16 protein-coding genes are annotated in these 19,616 nt (G+C 68.9%); 10 read left to right on the top strand and 6 right to left on the bottom strand.

The genetic code is table 11. The annotated features are described in order from the left end of the window. The first annotated feature begins 63 nt into the window (after positions 1 to 63). A complete protein-coding gene (locus BST28156_RS15640; RefSeq protein WP_174902659.1) occupies positions 64 to 219 on the top strand; it encodes a hypothetical protein in 156 nt (51 codons plus the stop codon). Between the two features lie 107 nt (positions 220 to 326). Beyond that, entirely contained in the window at positions 327 to 806 is a 480-nt protein-coding gene (locus BST28156_RS15635; RefSeq protein ID WP_174902658.1) for a GNAT family N-acetyltransferase, read from the top strand. A gap of 62 nt (positions 807 to 868) precedes the next feature. On the opposite strand, the gene BST28156_RS15630 is transcribed toward BST28156_RS15635, so the two are convergent. Next, positions 869 to 3,694, bottom strand: coding sequence for a heavy metal translocating P-type ATPase (locus BST28156_RS15630; protein WP_174902657.1), 2,826 nt, complete (start codon positions 3,692 to 3,694; stop codon positions 869 to 871). A 515-nt stretch (positions 3,695 to 4,209) separates the two neighbouring features. On the opposite strand from BST28156_RS15630, the gene BST28156_RS15625 reads away from it, so the two are divergent. Continuing rightward, entirely contained in the window at positions 4,210 to 5,637 is a 1,428-nt protein-coding gene (locus tag BST28156_RS15625) for a DUF1254 domain-containing protein (protein ID WP_174902656.1), read from the top strand. A 152-nt stretch (positions 5,638 to 5,789) separates the two neighbouring features. Then, a complete protein-coding gene (locus tag BST28156_RS15620; RefSeq protein ID WP_174902655.1) occupies positions 5,790 to 9,575 on the top strand; it encodes a DUF748 domain-containing protein in 3,786 nt (1,261 codons plus the stop codon). A gap of 51 nt (positions 9,576 to 9,626) precedes the next feature. Here BST28156_RS15620 and BST28156_RS15615 read toward each other — a convergent pair whose 3' ends face one another. Further along, positions 9,627 to 9,848, bottom strand: a complete 222-nt coding sequence (locus BST28156_RS15615; RefSeq protein ID WP_040130869.1) for a hypothetical protein — start codon at positions 9,846 to 9,848, stop codon at positions 9,627 to 9,629. 227 nt (positions 9,849 to 10,075) lie between these two features. Here BST28156_RS15615 and BST28156_RS15610 point away from each other — a divergent pair, with 227 nt between their 5' ends. Together BST28156_RS15610 and BST28156_RS15605 are read left to right on the top strand one after the other, a co-directional pair. Next, positions 10,076 to 11,749 (top strand): alkaline phosphatase family protein, encoded by a 1,674-nt coding sequence (locus BST28156_RS15610; RefSeq protein WP_174902654.1) that lies wholly within the window; start codon positions 10,076 to 10,078, stop codon positions 11,747 to 11,749. A gap of 182 nt (positions 11,750 to 11,931) precedes the next feature. Then, a complete protein-coding gene (locus BST28156_RS15605; RefSeq protein WP_040130871.1) occupies positions 11,932 to 12,126 on the top strand; it encodes a YqaE/Pmp3 family membrane protein in 195 nt (64 codons plus the stop codon). 73 nt (positions 12,127 to 12,199) lie between these two features. On the opposite strand, the gene BST28156_RS15600 is transcribed toward BST28156_RS15605, so the two are convergent. Genes BST28156_RS15600 through BST28156_RS15590 form a run of 3 tightly spaced genes read right to left on the bottom strand, consistent with a single transcriptional unit; the run spans position 12,200 to position 14,794 of the window. Then, positions 12,200 to 12,370, bottom strand: coding sequence for a hypothetical protein (locus BST28156_RS15600; RefSeq protein ID WP_174902653.1), 171 nt, complete (start codon positions 12,368 to 12,370; stop codon positions 12,200 to 12,202). After that, complete coding sequence (gene cydB / locus BST28156_RS15595; protein WP_174902652.1) at positions 12,342 to 13,349, bottom strand: cytochrome d ubiquinol oxidase subunit II; 1,008 nt, start codon at positions 13,347 to 13,349, stop codon at positions 12,342 to 12,344. Before cydB ends, BST28156_RS15600 begins: the two co-directional genes overlap by 29 nt. Before the next feature lie 32 nt (positions 13,350 to 13,381). Then, positions 13,382 to 14,794, bottom strand: a complete 1,413-nt coding sequence (locus BST28156_RS15590) for a cytochrome ubiquinol oxidase subunit I (RefSeq protein WP_174902651.1) — start codon at positions 14,792 to 14,794, stop codon at positions 13,382 to 13,384. A gap of 487 nt (positions 14,795 to 15,281) precedes the next feature. Here BST28156_RS15590 and BST28156_RS15585 point away from each other — a divergent pair, with 487 nt between their 5' ends. The 3 genes from BST28156_RS15585 (at position 15,282) to ltaE (ending at position 17,339) form a co-directional block, all read left to right on the top strand. Then, positions 15,282 to 15,608, top strand: a complete 327-nt coding sequence (locus tag BST28156_RS15585) for a hypothetical protein (RefSeq protein ID WP_060240584.1) — start codon at positions 15,282 to 15,284, stop codon at positions 15,606 to 15,608. A 13-nt stretch (positions 15,609 to 15,621) separates the two neighbouring features. After that, complete coding sequence (locus tag BST28156_RS15580; RefSeq protein ID WP_174902650.1) at positions 15,622 to 16,170, top strand: YMGG-like glycine zipper-containing protein; 549 nt, start codon at positions 15,622 to 15,624, stop codon at positions 16,168 to 16,170. A 155-nt stretch (positions 16,171 to 16,325) separates the two neighbouring features. After that, a complete protein-coding gene (gene ltaE, locus BST28156_RS15575; protein ID WP_174902649.1) occupies positions 16,326 to 17,339 on the top strand; it encodes a low-specificity L-threonine aldolase in 1,014 nt (337 codons plus the stop codon). A gap of 91 nt (positions 17,340 to 17,430) precedes the next feature. On the opposite strand, the gene BST28156_RS15570 is transcribed toward ltaE, so the two are convergent. After that, positions 17,431 to 18,333: an HTH-type transcriptional regulator ArgP gene (locus tag BST28156_RS15570; protein ID WP_437341292.1), complete on the bottom strand. Its 903-nt coding sequence runs from the start codon at positions 18,331 to 18,333 to the stop codon at positions 17,431 to 17,433. A 187-nt stretch (positions 18,334 to 18,520) separates the two neighbouring features. On the opposite strand from BST28156_RS15570, the gene BST28156_RS15565 reads away from it, so the two are divergent. Continuing rightward, entirely contained in the window at positions 18,521 to 19,591 is a 1,071-nt protein-coding gene (locus tag BST28156_RS15565; RefSeq protein ID WP_060240588.1) for a rhodanese-like domain-containing protein, read from the top strand. Positions 19,592 to 19,616: the final 25 nt, after the last annotated feature.

Genomic DNA, 19,616 nt, shown 5'->3' with positions numbered 1-19,616 from the left:
GAAAACCCTTAGAATGGCACTTATCTCAGGGAAAACCCTAGCCTTATCTGTCAGGAGTCTCACATGAGCTTCATCCTCGCGCTGCTGCAAAAGATCGACGACTTGTTCGTTTCGCCGCACCTGCCGCTCGATGCGGAATACTCGTACGCTGCCCGTCGCGCTGAAGCCGAGCGTGTGCGTCGTTCGCACCTCGTGCCGATTTGCCTGTACCGTCGCTGATTCAGCCCGGCGCGCGCCGTTCAGCGCCCGCTTCCGCCGCCGCCCCGTGCGCCGGCGCGACCGTCCCGCTACACTGAAAGCTCGATCCCTCCCACGGCGACCGGGCCATGCTGCAGATGCGGCCAATGACGGCCGGTGAATTTCACGCGTACCGCAAGCGCGCCATCGACGGCTATGCGCGCGATCTCGTGTCATCCGGGCAAAACGCCGCCGAAGACGCGGCCGACCGTGCCCGCGCCTGCTTCGACACCCTGCTGCCCGACGGCCTGCTGACTCCCGGCCAGACACTCGTCTCGCTGGTCGACACCGCCAGCGGCGACACCGTCGGCGACCTCTGGTACGCGCTGGTCGCCGAGGGGCCGAATCGCACCTTGTTCATCTACGATCTCGAGATCGTCGCGTCCCGACGTCGCGAGGGCTGGGCCACGCGCGCACTCGACGCACTCGAGGACGACGCGCGCCGCCACGGCGTGACCGAGATCGGGCTCTCGGTGTTCAACCACAACGCGGCGGCGCGCGCGCTGTATCGCGCGTGCGGTTTCGTGCCGATCACGACGACGCTGATCAAGCCGGTCGTTCACGACTGAATTCGCTCCCGGATAGCGCCTTTTTCGATGAAATCGACCGCCCGCGGTCGTCGCTCGCGCACTCAGCGCGCGCGTCCCTTCCATCGCCGCAGCAGCAGCGCATTCGTCACCACACTGACGCTGGAAAACGCCATCGCGGCGCCTGCGATCACGGGGCTCAGCCAGCCGAGCGCCGCGAGCGGCACGCCGATCAGGTTGTAGACGAACGCCCAGAACAGGTTCTGCTGGATCTTCCGGTAGGTGCGCTTCGAAATGTCGATTGCGTCGGCGACGAGCGCCGGATCGCCGCGCATCAGCGTAATGCCGGCCGTATGCATCGCGACGTCGCTGCCGGTTGCCATCGCGATGCCGACGTCGGCTGCGGCGAGCGCGGGCGCGTCGTTGATCCCGTCGCCGGCCATCGCGACGATTCCGCCGTGCGTGCGCTTCAGATCGGCGACCACGCGCGCCTTGTCGTCGGGCAATACCTGCGCATGGACCTCGTCGATCCCGAGCGACGCCGCGACGGCTGCCGCGCTGCCGCGGTTGTCGCCCGTGACCAGCACGCTCGCGACGCCGCGTGCGGCGAGCGCCGCGATCGCGTCGCGCGCGCCGGGTTTCACGGTGTCGCCGAACGCGATCAGCGCGACCGCCGCACGCGGCGCGTCGGCGCGCATCAGCCACGAGATCGTGTTGCCCGCGCTTTCGAGTTCGGCGGCATGTGCGTCGAGCGCGGGCGGCACGACGATGCCGAGTTCGTCGCGCCAGCGCGTGCTGCCGAGTGCGAGCAACTGCCCGTCGACGCGCGCTTCGACGCCGCGCCCGGCCACCGCGCGCGCGTCGGTCGCGACCGGCGCGGATGCCGCACCGCCGTCAGCCGCAGCCGCCGCGTCATGCGCGGCGATCACCGCGCGGGCGAGCGGATGGTCGCTGTGCCGCTGCACCGCCGCCGCGAGCGCGAGCGCTTCGCCGCGCGGCATGCCGACCGCGTCGAAGGCCGTCACCGACGGCTTGCCCTCGGTCAGCGTGCCGGTCTTGTCGAACGCGATCACGGTCGTGCGCTGCGCGAGTTCGAGCGCCTGCGCGTCCTTGATCAGCACGCCGTGCCGGGCCGCGACACCGGTGCCGGCCATGATCGCGGCGGGCGTCGCGAGGCCGAGCGCGCACGGGCACGCGATGACCAGCACCGCAACCGCGTTGAGGATCGCGGTTTCCGCGCCGGCGCCGGCAAGCAGCCAGCCGATCAGCGTCAGCAGCGCGATGCCGAGGATCGTCGGCACGAACACCGCGCTGACGCGATCGACCAGACGCTGGATCGGCGCTTTCTCCGCTTGTGCGGATTCGACGAGACGGATGATGCGCGCGAGCGTCGTTTCCGCGCCGATCGCGGCGGTTTCGACGACGAGCGCGCCTTCGCCGTTGATCGAGCCGGCCGTGACGATGTCGCCGGCGTCTTTCGGAACGGGCAGGCTTTCTCCGGTGATCAGCGATTCGTCGATATGCGAGCGGCCCGATACGATCCGGCCGTCGACGGGCACGCGTTCGCCCGGCCGGATGCTGACGGCCGTGCCGACGCGCACCTGCGCGAGCGGCACGTCGCGCTCGACGCCGTGTTCGACGACGCGCGCGCGGTCGGGGCGCAGCGCGTTCAGCGCGCGGATCGCTTCGGTCGTCTGCCGCTTCGCACGCGCTTCGAGCCACTTGCCGAAGCGCACCAGCGTGACGATGACGGCCGACGCCTCGAAGTACAGATGGCCGGGATGCGCGGGATCGCGCAGCAGCATCCACAGGCTCAGCCCGAATGCCGCCGACGTGCCGAGCGCGACGAGCAGATCCATGTTGCCCGCGCGGGCCTTCACCGCATGCCACGCGGCGCGGTAGAAGCGCGCACCGAAGCCGAACTGGACGATCGACGCGAGCACGAACTGCAGCCAGCCGGGCAGCATCGCGTCGACGCCGAACGGCGCGGCCAGCATCGGCGCGACGAGCGGCGCGCTCAGCACGGCGGCCCCGATCACGAGGTTGCGCTCGCGGATCGCTTCGCGGCGCTTGCGGGCGTCGGTGTCGGGCGCGGGGCGGGCGGTTTGCGCGTCGGCGGATGCGGCGGATGCGGGCGCGGCTGTCAGCGAGGCGCGATAGCCGGCGGTCGTGACGGCCGCGATCAGCGCGTCGGCGGCGAGCGGGCCTGCGCCGTGCACCGACGCGCGCTCGGTCGCGAGATTCACCGACGCGCGCGCGACGCCCGGCACGGCGGCCAGCGCTTTCTCGACGCGACCGGCGCAGGACGCGCAGGTCATGCCGCCGATGTCGAGTTCGATATCGGTGGAAGCGGTTGAAGCGGCGGTGGATGCCGCGCCGCCAGTATCCGGCTCGACCGGCGTTGCGCCATAGCCGGCCTGCTTCACGGCTTCGACCAGCCGCGTAGCGGTGACGTCGGCCATCGCCTCGACGGTGGCGCGTTCGGTCGCGAGATTGACCGACGCATGCGTGACGCCGGGCACCTTCGCGAGCGCCTTTTCGACGCGCGACACGCAGGACGCGCAAGTCATCCCGTCGATGTCGAGTTCGATCGTCGTCTCGGCTGCAAGCGTTCGGTCGGCGGCGCCCGATGCTGCCGGCGCAGCGGCGCGGCGCGCATGCGTCGCCGCAACCGCAGCCGTTCCGATCCCCGCTTCACGCACCGCCGCACGATAACCGGTCGCGCCGACCGCTTCGACCAGCTGCGCCGGTTCGACCGTCTCCTGGGCGGTCACGGTGGCCGAGTGCCGGTCGAGATCGACCGCCGCGTCGACGACGCCCGGCACGGCGGCCAGCGCGCGCTGCACGCGGCCCGTGCAGCCGCCGCAATGCATGCCGTCGACGCTCAGCTCGATCGTGTGCAGGGCGGCGGAAGCAAGTGGTTCAGTCATGTCGGATGTCCCCCAGGCGCAATTCGTGACGCGATGGGTGTCAGTATCAACATTCCCATGATGGTAAGGTCAAGCACGGCGACGATGTGCCGCAGGCGCGTCCCGAGCAAGCGCCGTGGGCCTGTAGCAGGAGGCGAACCGCGAACGTGACGCAGTAGGTCTTGCCGCAGACCGGTTCGGCACGTTCCCGACATTTCCGGCGATGTCGCGCGCAACATTCGTCCACGCGTAGGGATCTTCAAAAGCGCCATCCAGCACGTTCCGGACGCGGGCATCGATCTTCCCCCAATTTCTGGCCGCCCGGCCGAACGCATCCGCACGCGCCACCCGTCGCCGCTACCGCCCAGTTCGTTATTCGGCATATTGGGGGATGCCCTTAGGCGCTATGATACCGGCCTGACATCAGCGTCCTGCGCCGCGAAGCGGCCATCCGGGGCTTGCTGCGCTGTCTGGCATGCGCCGTTCGCTGACGAACCCGGCGTTGACTGAAAAGAATGATATTCGGCCAGTAATCGATGATTGAAAACCTACGAGAGTCAATTTCTCTGCGGCGCGCGTGCGCGCCGTTGGCCATGGCGGCGCTGCTGGCGGGATGCGCGTCGCAGCCGGACGCGATCCAGCAGAAAACCGGCTGGATGCGCACGGAAGTCGCCGACTCCTATGTGTACGCGTATCCGCTCGTGCTGATGGACGTCGCGAAGGACGTCGCAACGGGCGGCGACGGCGCGCAGCCGGGCCAGGCGCCGCTCAACACGCTGCGCCACGCGCAGGCGCTGCCGCCGGTCGGCGCGGTCAATCCGCCGCTGCCGGGCGTCGATACGCTCGATTCGACCGGCTGGCTCGACGTGGCGGACGAACCCGTGATCGTCACGCTGCCCGACACCCGCGGCCGCTACTGGGACGCCCGCGCGCTCGACATGTGGACGAACGTGCTGTGGTCGTCGTCGAGCGTGGCCGCGCACGGCGCGCGCGGCGGTGCACGATCGCAAACGATTGCCTTCACCGCGAAGGGCTGGCAGGGCGCGCTGCCGAAGGGCGCGGTGCGCGTCGACGTGCCGTCGCGCAATGCCTGGCTCGAGGTGAGGCTGCAGACGAGCGGCGGCCGCGACCTGACCCACGTGAAGAAACTGCAGCGCGCGATCCGCGTGGTGCCGCTGTCGGTCTACACGGGCGCCGCACGCGGCGCGTCGGTCGCGGTCCACGCGGGCAGCGCGCCGTCCGAGGCGGTGAGCGGCGGCACGCCGGCCGAGCAGGTGGCTGCGCTCGATCCGAAGGCGTTCTTCACGCGTTTCGCGCAGGCCTTGCAGGACAACCCGGCGCCCGACGACGACCCGCACGCGAAGCAATTGCTCGACGACATCGGCGTATCGGCCGGCTACCCGGTGCTGTGGACGGGCGACCGCCTCGCGGCCGCGACGGCCGGCGTCGCGGAGGCGCGCGCGCGGCTCGCGACGCCGCCGCCGAACCTGCTGAACGCGAACGGCTGGAACTGGATCGGCGACACGGCCGGCAAGTACGGCCAGGACTACGCGCTGCGCGCGTATGCGGCCTACACGCAGTTCGGCACCGCGACGCGCGACGACGAGACGCTGGCGATCGTCCGCGTCGACAGCGACGGCCATCCGCTGAACGGCGCGAACCGCTACGTGCTGCATTTCGCGCCGCGGGCGCTGCCGCCGGTGCGCGCGTTCTGGACGCTGACGCCGTACACGACGAACGGCGCGCTGCCCGACGTCGGGTCCGCACGCCGCTCGCTCGGCGATCGCGACCGGCTGCGCCGCAATCACGACGGCTCGATCGACATCGTCGTGTCCGCGTCGCCCGGCGGCGCGAACTGGCTGCCGGCGCCGCGCACCGATTTCGCGCTCGCGTTGCGCCTGTATGCGCCGAAGCCGCAGGCGAGCGACGGCTCGTGGATGCCGCCCGTCGTCGTCCGGAAATGAACGGACGGCCGCCGCCGCGGTCCGACCGGCGGGCGCGGCGGCGGCGCCCGAACTCCGTTCCGTCACCTCCTGAGCCTATACTTTCGGGATAGCGCGCGCGGGCGAGCCGGTTTTCCGGTGCGGCCCGGCGTCCATTCCCGAGGCAATCCAGCATGGCAAGCGCAGACAAAGAAACCCTACCCTCGACCCTCCATGCCCTCGGCGGCATCGCACGCGCGCGTCGCACCCGGCGCATCGGCATCGGCGTGCTGATCTTCCTGGTTCTATTCGGACTGCTCGGATTCTTCGCGGCGCCGCCGCTGATCCGCCATATCGCCGAACAGCAGCTGAGCAAGCAGCTCGACCGGCCCGCGACGATCCGGCGCATCGCGCTGAACCCGTACACGCTGAATCTCGAAGCCGACAGCATTCACCTCGGCGAGCACGGCGGGCAGGGCGATTTCATCGACATCGCGAAGCTCGTCGTGCGGCCGTCGTGGGCGTCGCTGTTTCGCGGCGCGCCGATCGTCAACGAGCTGCGCCTCGACTCGCCGCGCTTTCACATCGTCCGCTACGACGCGCAGCGCTTCAACTTCACCGACCTGATCGAGAAATTCTCGACCCCGTCGAAACCCGACAGCAAGCCGACGCTGTTCTCCGTGTCGAACATCCAGATCAACAACGGCCGGATCGATTTCGACGACCGTCTGCTGAACGAAAAGCACGTCGTCGACGAGTGGACGCTCGGCATTCCGTACATCGCGACGCTGCCGTCGAAGACCGACATCTTCGTCCAGCCGACGCTGCGCATGCGGTTCGACGGCAGCCCGATCGCGATCGACGGCAAGACCAAGCCGTTTGCGCAGTCGCGCGAATCGGAGATCGCGCTGAAGTTCGACAAGCTCGACGTGCCGAAGCTGATCTCGTACGCGCCGACCAAACTGCCGGTCGCCGTCACGAGCGGCCTGCTGAGCAGCGACCTCGCGCTCAGTTTCGCGATGAACGGCGAAACGCCGGCGCTGCGCGTGTCGGGCACCGTCGACCTGGCCGACGCGAAGGTGACGGGCCTCGCGTCCGAGCCGCTGTTCGCCGCGCGCGGCGTGCACGTCGCGGCGGCCAGCCTCGAGCCGCTGCGCAACGTGCTGCATTTCGACGAGATCCGCATCGACCAGCCGGTGGTCGACCTGTCGCGCGACAAGCAGGGCGTGCTGAACGTCGAAAAACTCGCCGGGCAGCCGTCCGCCGCGCCGAAGCCGGCCGCGGCCGCCTCGGGTGCCACGGGCGCTGCTGCCGCCTCCGCCGCGAGCGGCGCGAAGCCGGCCGAAGCGAACGCGAAGACGCCGCCGCTCGACCTGACGATCCGCCATTTCGCGATCGACGGCGGCACGGTCAACGTCGACGACCGCGTGCCGGCCACGCCGACCGCGCTGTCGCTGACGAAGCTCGCCGCGACGCTCGACGGCTTCTCGCTGCAAGGCAAGACGCCCGCGAAGTACACGCTGTCGACGTCGCTGTCGCGCGGCGGCGACCTGAAGGCCGAAGGCGCATTCAGCCTGGCGGCGAAGCAGGTCGACACCAAGCTGACGGTCGACGCGCTCGCGCTGCCGCCGCTGCAGCCGTATCTCGGCGAGGCGACGCGCGCGCGCGTGCTCGACGGCGCGCTCGGCGCGACGCTCAACGCGAAGGCCGACTGGGGCAAGACGCCGCTCGACGCGCAGGTTGCCGACAGCGTCGTGAGCCTGAAGTCGGTGAAGATCGCGGCGCCGGACGCGAAGTCGCCCGCGATCGTGCTGCCCGATGCGAGCGCGAAGATCGCGAAGGTCGACGTCGCCGCGCGCACCGCGGAGATCGCGAGCGTCGACGCCAGCGGACTGGCGCTCGACGTGAAGCGGCTGAAGGACGGCAGGATCGACCTCGCGGCGCTCGCAGGCCCCGCGCAGGCGTCGGTGCCGAAGCGCACGGTCGCGCGCAAGGCCGAGGCCGCCGCGCCGTCGTGGCATTACCGAATCGATGCGCTGAACGTGAAGGATTCGTCCGCGAACTTCACGGACCTGTCGACGCCGCGTCCGGTGAAACTGGCGGTCAAGCCGCTCGAACTGTCGGTGCAGAAGCTCAGCGACGACATGACGAAGCCGCTGCCGGTGCAACTGAAGGCGACGCTGAACCGCAAGGGTTCGCTGAACGTGTCGGGCGACGTGACCGCGCAGCCGCTGAAGCTCGGCCTGAAGATCAACGGCAACCGCCTCGACGCGGCCGCGTTCGAGCCGTATTTCGGCAGTGCGCTGAACGCGACGATCGCGAGCGCGCTGCTCAACGCGCAGGGCAACCTGCAGTTCGCGCAGGTGAAGAACGCGATGCGCGCGACGTATCGCGGCGACGTCGCGCTCGTCGACGTGCGGATGCTCGACAAGGCGACCTCCGATCCGTTCGCGGGCTGGCGCTCGCTTGCGCTGTCGAACCTGAAGGCGAATTACGACGAGAAGGGTACCGATGTCGACGCGTCGCGCGTGACGTTCTCCGACTTCTACGGCCGCGTGCTGCTCGACGCGCAGGGGCGGCTGAACCTGAAGGACGTCGTCGCGAAGGAGTCGGGCCCCGCGCAGTCGCTCACGCGCGATGCGAGCAAGGGCGAGCCGGTGCCGCTGTCGCCGGGCGTCACGCCGCCGGCCGCCGCGCAGGCGGCATCGGCCGCGGCCGTGCAGCAGGCGTCGGCGCCGGCCGCCGCGTCGGCGACGGTGGTCGTGAAGGCCGCGCCGCCGCCGCAGAACCCGGTGCGGATGCATTTCGGCCAGCTGGTGCTGCAGAACGGCCGCGTGACCTACACCGACAACTTCATCAAGCCGAACTACACGGCGAACCTGGTCGCGATCAAGGGCACGGTCGGCGCGTTCGGCACCGATTCGACGACCTCCGCGCCGGTCGACGTCGCTGCGAACCTCGCGGGCAACGGGCCGATCTCGATCAAGGGCTCGGTGAACCCGCTGATCGACAAGCCGGCGCTGGACCTCACGGCGACCGCGCACGACATCGAACTGACCAACCTGACGCCGTACTCGGCGAAGTACGCGGGCTATCCGATCACGAAGGGCAAGCTCAACGTCGATCTGCACTACGAGCTCGCGAACGACCAGCTGAAGGCGAACAACCACATCTTCATCGACCAGCTGACGTTCGGCGACCACGTCGAGAACGACACGGCGACGAAGCTGCCGGTGAAGCTCGCGATCTCGCTGCTGAAGAACACGCGCGGCGAGATCGACGTGAACCTGCCGGTGTCGGGTTCGCTGTCGAATCCGGAGTTCAGCATCGGCGGGCTGATCTGGCATGCGGTGCTGAACCTGATCGCGAAGGCCGTCACGTCGCCGTTCACGCTGCTCGCGAACGCGTTCGGCGGCGGCGGCGAGGATCTCGGCTATGTCGAGTTCGCGCCGGGTTCGTCCGAACTCGACGACGCGCAGCAGAAGAAGCTCGACACCATCGTGAAGATGCTGACCGAGAAGCCATCGATCCGTCTCGACCTGATCGGCCGCGTCGACCCGGCCAAGGACACGCCGGGGCTGCGCGATGCGTACGTCGAACGCCTGGTTCGCCAGCAGAAGCTGAAGGACGTGGTCGGCCAGGGCGAGAGCATCGATCCGATGTCGGTGAAGGTCGAGCCGGCCGAGTACGGCAAGTACCTGACGCGTGCATACAAGGCCGCCGACTTCAAGAAGCCGCGCAACCTGATCGGCCTGCAGAAGACGCTGCCCGACGCGGACATGAAGAAGGCGCTGGCCGAGCACGCGCCGGCCGACGACAACGCGTTGCGCGCGCTCGCGCAGCAGCGTGCGCAGGCGGTGCGTCAGTACCTCGAAGGCAAGATCGATGCGAGCCGCGTGTTCGTCGTCGCGCCGAAACTCGATGCGAAGGGCATCGAGGACAAGGGCGCGACCACGCGCGTCGATTTCGGCCTGCAGTAAGCGCTTTGCCGCCGCGGCGCCCGCTCGACCGGGGCGCTGCGGCGCGCGTCTTCAGCGCGCGGCGATCGCCGGCTCGCGCTTGTCCAGTTCCTTTCTCGCGGCCAGCGGCAGGCGTGCGTCGTCCCACTGCGCGAGCCATTCGACTTCCTTCGCCGTAAAGACCTGTCCGTAATTGCGCAATGCGTACTGCAGCGCGTCGACGACATGATGGCGAATGATTTCGGGGGTGCGTGCATCGTCCAGCACGAACCGGAGGGCTTCCAGGGTCGACATACTCGTGCTCCGGGTCAGGGAAAACCCTTTATCACACGCCAATAGTCGCGCGCCAACCGGAAAAAAATTCGCGCCGCGCCGATTGCGACGATTGCGTGTCGTTTGCGATTGGTTACGTTTGACAGAAAACAGAAAGCCCCGCTTCATCCGACCGCCGCACGGCGCGGCGATATTTTGCGCGCTGTTGGCAGGTCACGCAGTTCAACGTCAATCGATGAGGTGGGGTGATGATGTCTTTCTTCGTTAAGCAGCGGAAAACGGCAGTGATGGCGGCGGGCGCGCTGGCGCTCGCGAGCATGGGCGCATACGCGCAGCAGGACGGCAACAGTCAGGGCAGCGATGCCGCGCACGGCCGGCGCGTCGTCAAGCACGTGCTGCTGATCAGCATCGACGGCCTGCACGAGCAGGATCTCGCGCGCTGCATCGGCGCGAACACGTGTCCGAATCTCGCGGTGCTCGCGCAAAGCGGCGTGACGTACACGAACGCGTATACGCCGGGCCTGTCGGACTCGTTCCCGGGCCTCGCGGCGCTCGTGACGGGCGGCTCGCCGAAGACGGCCGGCCTGTTCTACGACGTGTCGTACGACCGCAACCTGTACGCGCCGAGCGACACGACCTGCTCGGGCAAGCAGGGCTGGAACGTCGTGTTCGACGAGACCACCGGCATCGACGCCGAGAACGGCGGCGCGCTCGTCCACCTCGACGGCGGCGGCGCATTCAACCCGCAGGCGATTCCGCACGCGAAGGTCAACGGCCAGTGCGTGCCGGTTTATCCGCACAACTACGTGAAAACCAACACGGTGTTCGAGGCTGTGAAGGCGGGCATCCCGAACGCGCATACCGCGTGGGCCGACAAGCACGCGTGGGGCTACGACTGGCTGAACGGGCCGTCGGGCACCGGCGTCGACGATCTCGCGCGCACCGAGATCAACTCGATCGATCCGGCGACGGGCACGAACTACACCGACATCTACTCGCATACCGCGCGCTTCGACAACCTGCACGTGCAGGCGCTGATCAACCAGATCGGCGGCCGCGACTCGACGGGGACGAAGAGCGCGCCGGTGCCGACGCTGTTCGGCGCCGACTTCCAGACGCTCAGCGTCGCGCAGAAGGCGCCGGTCGCGACGGGCGGCGGCTATCTCGACGCGAACTTCACGCCGAACGGGCAGGTCGCGAACGCGATCACGTATGTCGACAACTCGATCGGTCATATCGTCGCGGCGCTGAAGCAGGCCAACCTGTATTCGTCGACGGCCGTGATCGTCACGTCGAAGCACGGCCAGTCGCCGACCGATCACACCAAGCTCGTGAAGAACGGCGATACGCTGACCAAGCTGCTCGAAGCGAACAATTATCTCGACCCGAACGGCAACTTCGGCCAGAACAACACGACGACGGGCAACCTGAACGACGGTTCGGGCCTGGTCGGCACGGGCTTCGTGCAGACCGACGACGTCGGCCTGATCTGGCTGCGCGACCGCAACCAGCGCACGGCCGTCGTGCAGACGCTGAAAGCGAACCTGGGCTGCAATGCGCCGGGGATCTGCGCGGACGGTTCGCAGGCCTACATCCTGTACGGCGCGGCGCTGGCCGACCGCTTCGGCGATCCGGCCAACGGCCGCACGCCGGACATCGTCGTGCAGCCGAATCCGGGCGTGATCTATATGTCGAGCACGAAGAAGGACGAGGAGCACGGCGGCAACGCGCCCGACGACAGCCATCTCGGCCTGCTCGTGTCGTATCCGGGCCTGCATCGCGCGCGCACCGTGACCGACCTGGTCGGCACGAAGCAGGTCGCGCCGACGATTCTCGGGCTGCTCGGTGCGGACCCGCGACTGCTGCATGCGGTCGTGGCCGAGAACACGCGCGTGCTGCCGGGGCTCGGTATCGACCGTTGAGGCGGGTATCCAGGGAGGCGTCGGGCGCGGATCGCCGCGCCTGACGGGAAGGCGCCCGCGGCATGACGCGGGCGATGCGGGCGGCCCCGGATGCGGCCGATGCATGCGGCTTGAAATCCGCCGCATGCGCCGGCATATTCGCGACGCGTCACCCGTTCAACGACATACCGAGAGGTCGGTTCATGCGCCTTCTGCTTGCCCTGCTGCTGCCGTGGTTCCAGTTCTTCACGATCGGCCGCCCGATCGCCGGGATCATCTGCCTGATCCTGCAACTCACGATCATCGGCTGGCTGCCGGCCGCGATCTGGTCGGTGTATGCACTGAGCCAGTACAAGACCGACCGCAAGATCGAAGCGGCCCTGCGCGGGCGCGGATGATGCGCCGCAGCCGGGCGTGACCGGCATCCTGCGCCCGGACTTCGCGCCGGGCGCCCAGCTTACTTCACCGCAATCATTTCACGGCAAACAGCGTCAGGTTCATGAAGATCTTGAACGCGTAGCCGAGCGTGACGGCGCCGATTACGCCGCCTGCCCACAGCACGACGAACCACATCCAGCCGCGCATGCGCGGCCGGCGCGTATCGGGTTGCCGTTCAGTGGTGGTAGTAATGCTGGTCTTCATGGCGCACCTTGCCTCGGAATACCCAATAACCCATCGTCGTGTAGGCGATGATGATCGGGAGGATAACCGCTGCGCCGACCAGCGTGAAGGTCTGGCTCGAATGCGGTGCGGCGGCTTCCCAGATCGTCAGCGTCTGCGGAATCGCGTACGGGAACAGCGACACGAGCAGGCCGACGTAGCCGAGCAGCACCAGCGCCAGCGCGAGCACGAACGGCGTCATGTCGTGCCGGTCGCGCACCGCGCGCCGCATCCACACCGCGCATCCGGCCACGAGGAACGGCACCGGCAGCAGACGCCAGAACAGCCCCGTATCGAACCAGCGCTGCGCAATGGCCGGATCCTGCAGCGGCGTCCACAGGCTGACGATCGCGATGAAGCCGAGCAGCACGACCGTCAGCGGCCACACCACGCGATGCAGCCGGCGCTGCAGGTCGCCTTCGGTCTTCGCGACCAGCCAGCAGCAGCCGAGCAGCGCATAGGTCGCGATCAGGCCGAGGCCGGTCAGCAGGCTGAACGGCGTGAGCCAGTCGAACGCGTCGCCCGCGAACACGCCGTTCTTCACGTCGATGCCCTGCAGGAACGCGCCGAGCGCGATCCCCTGGAAGAACGTCGCGCCGGCCGAGCCGCCGATGAACGCGAGATCCCACAGATGCTTGGTGCGCCGCGCCTTCGCGCGGATCTCGAACGATACGCCGCGGAAGATCAGGCAGACCAGCATGAAGATCAGCGGCAGGTACAGCGCGGACAGCACGGTCGAGTAGACGACCGGGAACACCGCGAACAGGCCCGCGCCGCCGAGCACGAGCCAGGTCTCGTTGCCGTCCCACACGGGCGCGACGGTGTTCATCATCAGGTCGCGTTCGTTCTCGTCCGGGAAGAACGGGAAGACGATGCCGATGCCGAGGTCGAAGCCGTCGAGCACGACGTACATGAAGAGCCCCAATGCGATGATCGCGGCCCAGATTACGGTGACGTCCATAGGTTTTCTCGTGTGCGGATGGGGTGGGCGGCTCAGACGGTCTCGAGCGGTTCGTCGACGGCCGACATCGGGCGGCGCGCGGTATGGTCGCGGCGCGTGTCGGGCGTGTCGTCGTGCTTCGCATCGGGCAGCGCGGGGCCGGCCTTCATCAGCTTCAGCATGTAGTACACGCCGGTGCCGAACACGAGGAAGTACACGATCACGAACGTCATCATCGACACGCTGACCTGCTGCACCGACAGCGGCGACACCGCGTGCGCGGTGCGCATCACGCCATAGACGACCCACGGCTGGCGGCCCGCTTCGGTCGTCACCCAGCCGGCGAGCAGCGACACGAAGCCGGCCGGGCCCATCGCCAGCGCGAAGCGCTGCAGCAGCTTCGATTCATACAGGCGGCCGCGGCGGCGCAGGAACCACGCGAGCACGGCGAGGCCGATCATCGCGAAGCCGAGGCCGACCATGATCCGGAAGCTCCAGAACACGAGCGTCGAGTTCGGCCGGTCTTCCGGCGGGAATTCCTTCAGCCCGCGGATCTCGCCGTCCCAGCTGTGCGTGAGGATCAGGCTGCCGAGATGCGGGACCTTCAGCGCATAGTGCGTGGTCTCGGCCTTCATGTCGGGAATGCCGAACAGGTTCAGCGCGGTGCCGCCCTTTTCGGTTTCCCACAGCCCCTCGATCGCGGCGATCTTCGCGGGCTGGTACTTCAGCGTGTTCAGGCCGTGCTGGTCGCCGATCACCGCCTGCACCGGCGCGAGCACCAGCAGCAGCCACAGCGCCATCGAGAACATCTTCTTCACGCTCTTGTCGCGGCGGCCCTTCAGCAGGTGGTATGCGCCGGTCGCGGCCACGACCAGCGCGGCGACGATGAACGCGGCGATCGCCATGTGCAGCAGGCGGTACGGGAACGACGGGTTGAAGACGATCGCGAACCAGTCGGTCGGCACGACGCGGCCGTCGACGATCTCGAAGCCCTGCGGGGTCTGCATCCAGCTGTTCGATGCGAGGATCCAGAAGGTCGAGATCAGCGTGCCGATCGCGACCATCAGCGTCGCGCCGAAGTGCGCGCGCGGGCTCACGCGGTTCCAGCCGAACAGCATGATCCCGAGGAAGCCTGCTTCGAGGAAGAACGCGGTCATCACTTCGTACATCAGCAGCGGGCCCGTGACCGAGCCGGCGAAGCTGGAGAAGCCCGACCAGTTGGTGCCGAACTGATAGCTCATCACGACGCCGGAGACGACGCCCATCCCGAACGCGACGGCGAAGATCTTCGACCAGAACAGGCACAGCGTCTTGTAGTACGGCTTGCCGGTCTTGAGCCAGCGGTATTCGAGCACCGCGATGAAGCTCGCGAGGCCGATGCTCATGGCCGGGAAGACGATGTGAAAGGAGACGGTGAACGCGAATTGCAGGCGGGCCAGATCGAGGGCCGAGAAAGCGGTGTCCATACCAGTTGACCGAAGCTGTCGATGCCCGCCGGCGGATGCCGGCGGACCCCGGCCGGCGGGCGGCGGGGTTGGCTGGAGTATGGGACGCGATGTTGCGCCGCGAAATGTGCCAACTCGTCGCAGATGTCCAGCCCGTCGCGCACGATTCCGGGGTAAATCGTTGATTCGTATCAAGAACGGTGTTCGCGGCGTGCGGCCGCCCGGCGTGGCGGTCTGCCGCACGTGCGTCAATATGGCGCGTCGCGTCATCGAACGCTATCGGGCGCGGCGAACCGCGCGCGCGGCGCCGTGCGCGAGCGGCCGGTTTCGGCCTGTTAGCGCGTAATATGCGCGGCCGCGCCAGCGGGCCGCCGCCGATGGGGTCTGTCACAACGGTAACGGCATGCAACATTGGCGCGGGTGCCCGTAATGGATGCCGGATCGCGCGCGGCGTAGCGTTCGATATGCCGGGTTCGAATCGACGAACCGGCCTGCCGGAGAACGTGACGTGAATGGATTGAAGCTCGCGCTGGGCGCGGTCGCGACGGTGGCGATCGCGACGGGCGGCATCGCGCATGCCGCCCGGGTCGGGGTCTATGTCGGCCCCGGCTACCCGTACTACTACCCCGTGGTTCCTGCGCCGTACTACTACCCGCCGCCCGTCGTCGCGGTGCCCGTCGATCCGGGCCCGCCGCCCGAATACGTCGAGAAGGGGCAGCCGCAGGACAGCGGCGACGCGAACGTCTGGTACTACTGCGACGCGTCGCGGCATTACTACCCGTATGTGAAGGAATGCAAGTCGGGCTGGCGATCGGTGCCGGCGCGACCGCAATGACGGAGGCGCGACGATGAAACCAGCGATTCGACATCTGCGCCTGCCGGCCGCGCTGGCGCTGGCCGCGCTGCTCGGCGCGTGCGTGTACATGCCGACCGGGCCGAGCGTGATGGCGCTGCCGGGCACCGGCAAGTCGTTCGACCAGTTCCGCGCAGACGACGCGAACTGCCGCCAGTTTGCGTTCCAGCAGTCCGGCGGCGTGAGTGCCGGGCAGGCGTCGACCGCGAGCGCGGTCGGCAGCGCGGCTGTCGGCACCGCGCTGGGCGCGGCGGCGGGCGCCGCGATCAACGGCGGCACCGGTGCGGCCGTCGGTGCGGGAGCGGGCCTGCTCGCGGGCAGCGTGGTCGGCGCCGGCGCGGCGCAGGGCTCGGCGTACGACATGCAGCGCCGCTACGACTACGGCTATCTGCAATGCATGTATGCGTCCGGCAATCGTGTGCCGGTGCCGGGCGGGATGAGCGGCGGCGGTGGCGGGTATGGCGGCGACGGATACGGCGGCGCGCCGCGTACGCCGCCGCCGATGCCGCCGGCCGGCGTTCAACCGCCGCCGCCGCGCTACTGACGGCAGGCGGCACGGCGCGAAGCGACGCGGTGTACGGGCACGCCGCGCGCGCCCCGCGCCGTCGGCAGGCATACGGCGAATTGCGTACACTCTGAGTCTCGTTTCGGCAGGGCCGGGCGCCTCGGTTCCGGCCTGCGTTCACTCAGGGCAAAGCAATGATCGATTTACGCAGCGATACCGTGACGCGTCCGAGCCAGGCGATGCTGGCCGCGATGACAGCCGCCGAAGTCGGCGACGACGTATGGGGCGACGACCCGACCGTGCTGCGCCTGCAGGCCGCCACGGCCGAGCGCGCGGGCAAGGAAGCCGGCCTGTTCTTCCCGAGCGGCACGCAGAGCAATCTGGCCGCGCTGATGGCGCACTGCGAGCGCGGCGACGAATACATCGTCGGCCAGCTTGCCCACACCTACAAGTACGAAGGCGGCGGCGCGGCCGTGCTCGGCAGCATCCAGCCGCAACCGATCGAGAACGCGCCGGACGGCACGCTGCCGATCGCGAAGATCGCCGCCGCGATCAAGCCGATCGACAACCATTTCGCGCGCACGCGTCTGCTCGCGCTCGAGAACACGATCGGCGGCCAGGTGCTGCCGGAAGGCTATGTGCACGAAGCCGTCGCGTTCGCGCGCAGCCGCGGGCTGGCCGCGCATCTCGACGGCGCGCGCGTGTGCAACGCGGCGGTCGCGTCGGGCCGCTCGATCGCCGAGCTGTGCGCGCCGTTCGACACCGTGTCGATCTGCTTCTCGAAGGGGCTCGGCGCGCCGGTCGGTTCGGTGCTGGTCGGCAGCCGCCCGCTGATCGAGCGCGCGCAGCGCTGGCGCAAGGTGCTCGGCGGCGGGATGCGCCAGTCGGGCATTCTCGCGGCGGCGTGCCTGTATGCGCTCGACCACAACGTCGAGCGGCTCGCCGACGACCATGCGAACGCCGCGCATCTCGCGACGGGCCTTGCGCGCATCGAGCCCGTGAAAGTGCTGTCGCAGGCGACGAACATGGTGTTCGCGCAATTCCCCGAAGCCGATTGCGCGCCGCTCGAAGCGTGGCTCAAGGCACGCGGGATGCTCACGCAGATGCTCTACGCGTCGCGCTTCGTCACGCACTGCGACGTGTCGCGCGCGGACATCGACACATTCGTCGAGGCGGTCGGCGCGTATTTCGCGCAGCGGCGCGGCTGAAGTCCTCGCGTGCCGGGCGGCGGCAACCGCTGTCCGCGCGGCACGCGGGATGGCGCTGCCGCCGCGTCGCGGCACCGATCATCCGCTCGATTCATTTCGGCAGCGGCTCGAGCAGCCGGCGCGCGGCCTCGACGACGCGCGTGGACAGAGACGCCATCGTCGGCGACTGCACGGTCCACGCGTGCCAGTACAGCGCGACGTCGGTCGGGTGCGCGGGAGCGAGATCGACGAGCCCCTGCGCGTCGAGCGGCGCGCCGCCGATCAGCGGCTCCGGCACCATCGCGTAGCCGAGTCCGTGCCGCACCGCCGCGAAGTGCGCATGTGTGCCCGGCACGTAGTGGCACGGATACGCGCCGTCCGGCAGCCCGAATTTTTCTTCCAGGAACGACGACTGCAGCGTGTCGCGCCGCGAATACGCGACCACCGGCGCGCGCCGCGCGCTCGCGCGGTTCAGCCCGCGCGGAAACCAGCGCACCGCGAACGCGGCGGCCGCGAGCAGCCGGTAGCGCGTCGTGCCGAGCGGCGTCGCGACGCAGCCGCGCATCGGCTTCGGCTCGGTCGTCACGCAGCCGATCGCCATCCCGCTCTCGAGCAGCGCGAACGTGTGGTCCTGATCCTCGACGATCAACTCGAACAGGATGCGCTCGCCCGCCAGCACCGAGGTCAGCGCGGGCAGGAACCAGGTGCCGAGGCTGTCGGAGTTGAGCGCGATCGTGACGGAGATCGGCGATTCGCGCTCGGTTGCGAGCATGCTTTGCAGGTCGGCCTGCAGCAGCGCGACGCGGCGCAGATGCTGCAGCACGCGCTGCCCGGCCACCGTCGGCCGACACGGCCGCGTGCGCAGCACGAGCGGTGTGCCGAGGCTCGCCTCCAGCGCGCGCACGCGCTGCGTGACCGCGGATGCGGTCACGTGCAGCCGCACGGCCGCCTGCTCGAAGCTGCCGGTGTCGGCGACGGCCAGCAGCGCGGCGGCCTGCTTTGGATCGATCGTCATCGACATGGCGACGGAATTCCTGTGAACGCAAGACGTGAACAGGCCGTAGTGTAAGGCAGCGCGCACGGTCGGCCGGTCGCGGCGAATCGTCCCGCCGCACCGGAATCCACCGTACACCGCGCGTCGGCAGCGTGCATTTTGGCCTACGCTATAAGTCGACACGAACCGGCGACGGAGCGACTTCACGATGATCTTCCGGCAACTCTTCGACCCGCAATCGTCTACCTACACGTACCTGCTCGCCGACCACGCATCGCGCGAGGCGCTGCTGATCGACCCGGTCTTCGAACAGGTGCGTCGCGACTCGGCGCTGCTCGACGAACTGGGCTTGCGGCTCGTCGCGACCGTCGACACGCACGTGCACGCCGATCACGTGACAGGCGCGTGGCTGCTGAAGCAGCGCACCGGCAGCGCGATCGCGATCTCGGCCGCGAGCGGCGCGCAGGGCGCGGATCGCTATCTGCGCGACGGCGACCGCTGCGCATTCGGCGCGCGCTACCTGACCGTGCGCGCGACGCCCGGCCATACGAACGGCTGCATCAGCCTCGTGCTCGACGACGAATCGATGGCCTTCACCGGCGACTGCCTGCTGATCCGCGGCACGGGGCGCACCGATTTCCAGCAGGGCGATCCGCGCGCGTTATATCGCGCGGTGCACGGCCGGCTGTTCACGCTGCCGGCCGCGTGCCTGCTGTATCCCGCACACGACTATCGCGGGCTGACGGCGACGAGCGTCGGCGAGGAGCGGCGCTTCAATCCGCGCCTCGGCGGCGATCTCAGCGAAGACGATTTCGCGGGCTACATGCACAACCTCGGCCTCCCGCATCCGCGGCAGATCGACGTCGCGGTGCCCGCGAACCTGCGGTGCGGGGTCGCCGCGAGCGCACCCGACGCGCACGCGGAGGCCGACTGGGCGCCGCTCGTCTATACGTTCGCCGGCTTTTGGGAAATCGATCCGCAGTGGCTCGAGGATCATCTGCCGGCGGTACAGGTCGTCGACGTGCGCGAGCCCGACGAGTTCAAGGGCCCGCTCGGCCATCTGCCCGGCGCGACGTCGATTCCGCTCGGCGAACTGGCCGCGCGCGCCGGCGAGCTCGCCCGCGACCGGCCGATCGTGACCGTATGCCGGGCAGGCGGGCGTTCCGCGCAGGCGACCGTGCTGCTGCGCAAGGCCGGTTTCGACGCGGTCGCGAACCTCGGTGGCGGGATGCTGCGCTGGCGCGCGGAAGGGCGGGTCGCGATGGACGGCAGGTCGTAGCGCCTGCATGATGCGGAAAGATCCG

Origin of the sequence: Burkholderia pseudomultivorans (genome assembly GCF_902499075.1) — a bacterium.
In the GTDB taxonomy this organism is placed as follows: Bacteria; Pseudomonadota; Gammaproteobacteria; order Burkholderiales; family Burkholderiaceae; genus Burkholderia; species Burkholderia pseudomultivorans.
This window is presented reverse-complemented; position numbering and strand designations above follow the sequence as displayed.

What these genes read in the sequence shown, in the direction of transcription:
- BST28156_RS15590 (WP_174902651.1), bottom strand. Translation starts at nt 14,794, where the DNA reads ATGGACACCGCTTTCTCGGCCCTCGATCTGGCCCGCCTGCAATTCGCG.
- BST28156_RS15630 (WP_174902657.1), bottom strand. Translation starts at nt 3,694, where the DNA reads ATGACTGAACCACTTGCTTCCGCCGCCCTGCACACGATCGAGCTGAGC.
- BST28156_RS15570 (WP_437341292.1), bottom strand. Translation starts at nt 18,333, where the DNA reads ATGACGATCGATCCAAAGCAGGCCGCCGCGCTGCTGGCCGTCGCCGAC.
- BST28156_RS15620 (WP_174902655.1), top strand. Translation starts at nt 5,790, where the DNA reads ATGGCAAGCGCAGACAAAGAAACCCTACCCTCGACCCTCCATGCCCTC.
- cydB (WP_174902652.1), bottom strand. Translation starts at nt 13,349, where the DNA reads ATGGACGTCACCGTAATCTGGGCCGCGATCATCGCATTGGGGCTCTTC.
- ltaE (WP_174902649.1), top strand. Translation starts at nt 16,326, where the DNA reads ATGATCGATTTACGCAGCGATACCGTGACGCGTCCGAGCCAGGCGATG.
- BST28156_RS15625 (WP_174902656.1), top strand. Translation starts at nt 4,210, where the DNA reads ATGATTGAAAACCTACGAGAGTCAATTTCTCTGCGGCGCGCGTGCGCG.
- BST28156_RS15615 (WP_040130869.1), bottom strand. Translation starts at nt 9,848, where the DNA reads ATGTCGACCCTGGAAGCCCTCCGGTTCGTGCTGGACGATGCACGCACC.
- BST28156_RS15580 (WP_174902650.1), top strand. Translation starts at nt 15,622, where the DNA reads ATGAAACCAGCGATTCGACATCTGCGCCTGCCGGCCGCGCTGGCGCTG.
- BST28156_RS15635 (WP_174902658.1), top strand. Translation starts at nt 327, where the DNA reads ATGCTGCAGATGCGGCCAATGACGGCCGGTGAATTTCACGCGTACCGC.
- BST28156_RS15600 (WP_174902653.1), bottom strand. Translation starts at nt 12,370, where the DNA reads ATGAAGACCAGCATTACTACCACCACTGAACGGCAACCCGATACGCGC.
- BST28156_RS15605 (WP_040130871.1), top strand. Translation starts at nt 11,932, where the DNA reads ATGCGCCTTCTGCTTGCCCTGCTGCTGCCGTGGTTCCAGTTCTTCACG.
- BST28156_RS15640 (WP_174902659.1), top strand. Translation starts at nt 64, where the DNA reads ATGAGCTTCATCCTCGCGCTGCTGCAAAAGATCGACGACTTGTTCGTT.
- BST28156_RS15565 (WP_060240588.1), top strand. Translation starts at nt 18,521, where the DNA reads ATGATCTTCCGGCAACTCTTCGACCCGCAATCGTCTACCTACACGTAC.
- BST28156_RS15610 (WP_174902654.1), top strand. Translation starts at nt 10,076, where the DNA reads ATGATGTCTTTCTTCGTTAAGCAGCGGAAAACGGCAGTGATGGCGGCG.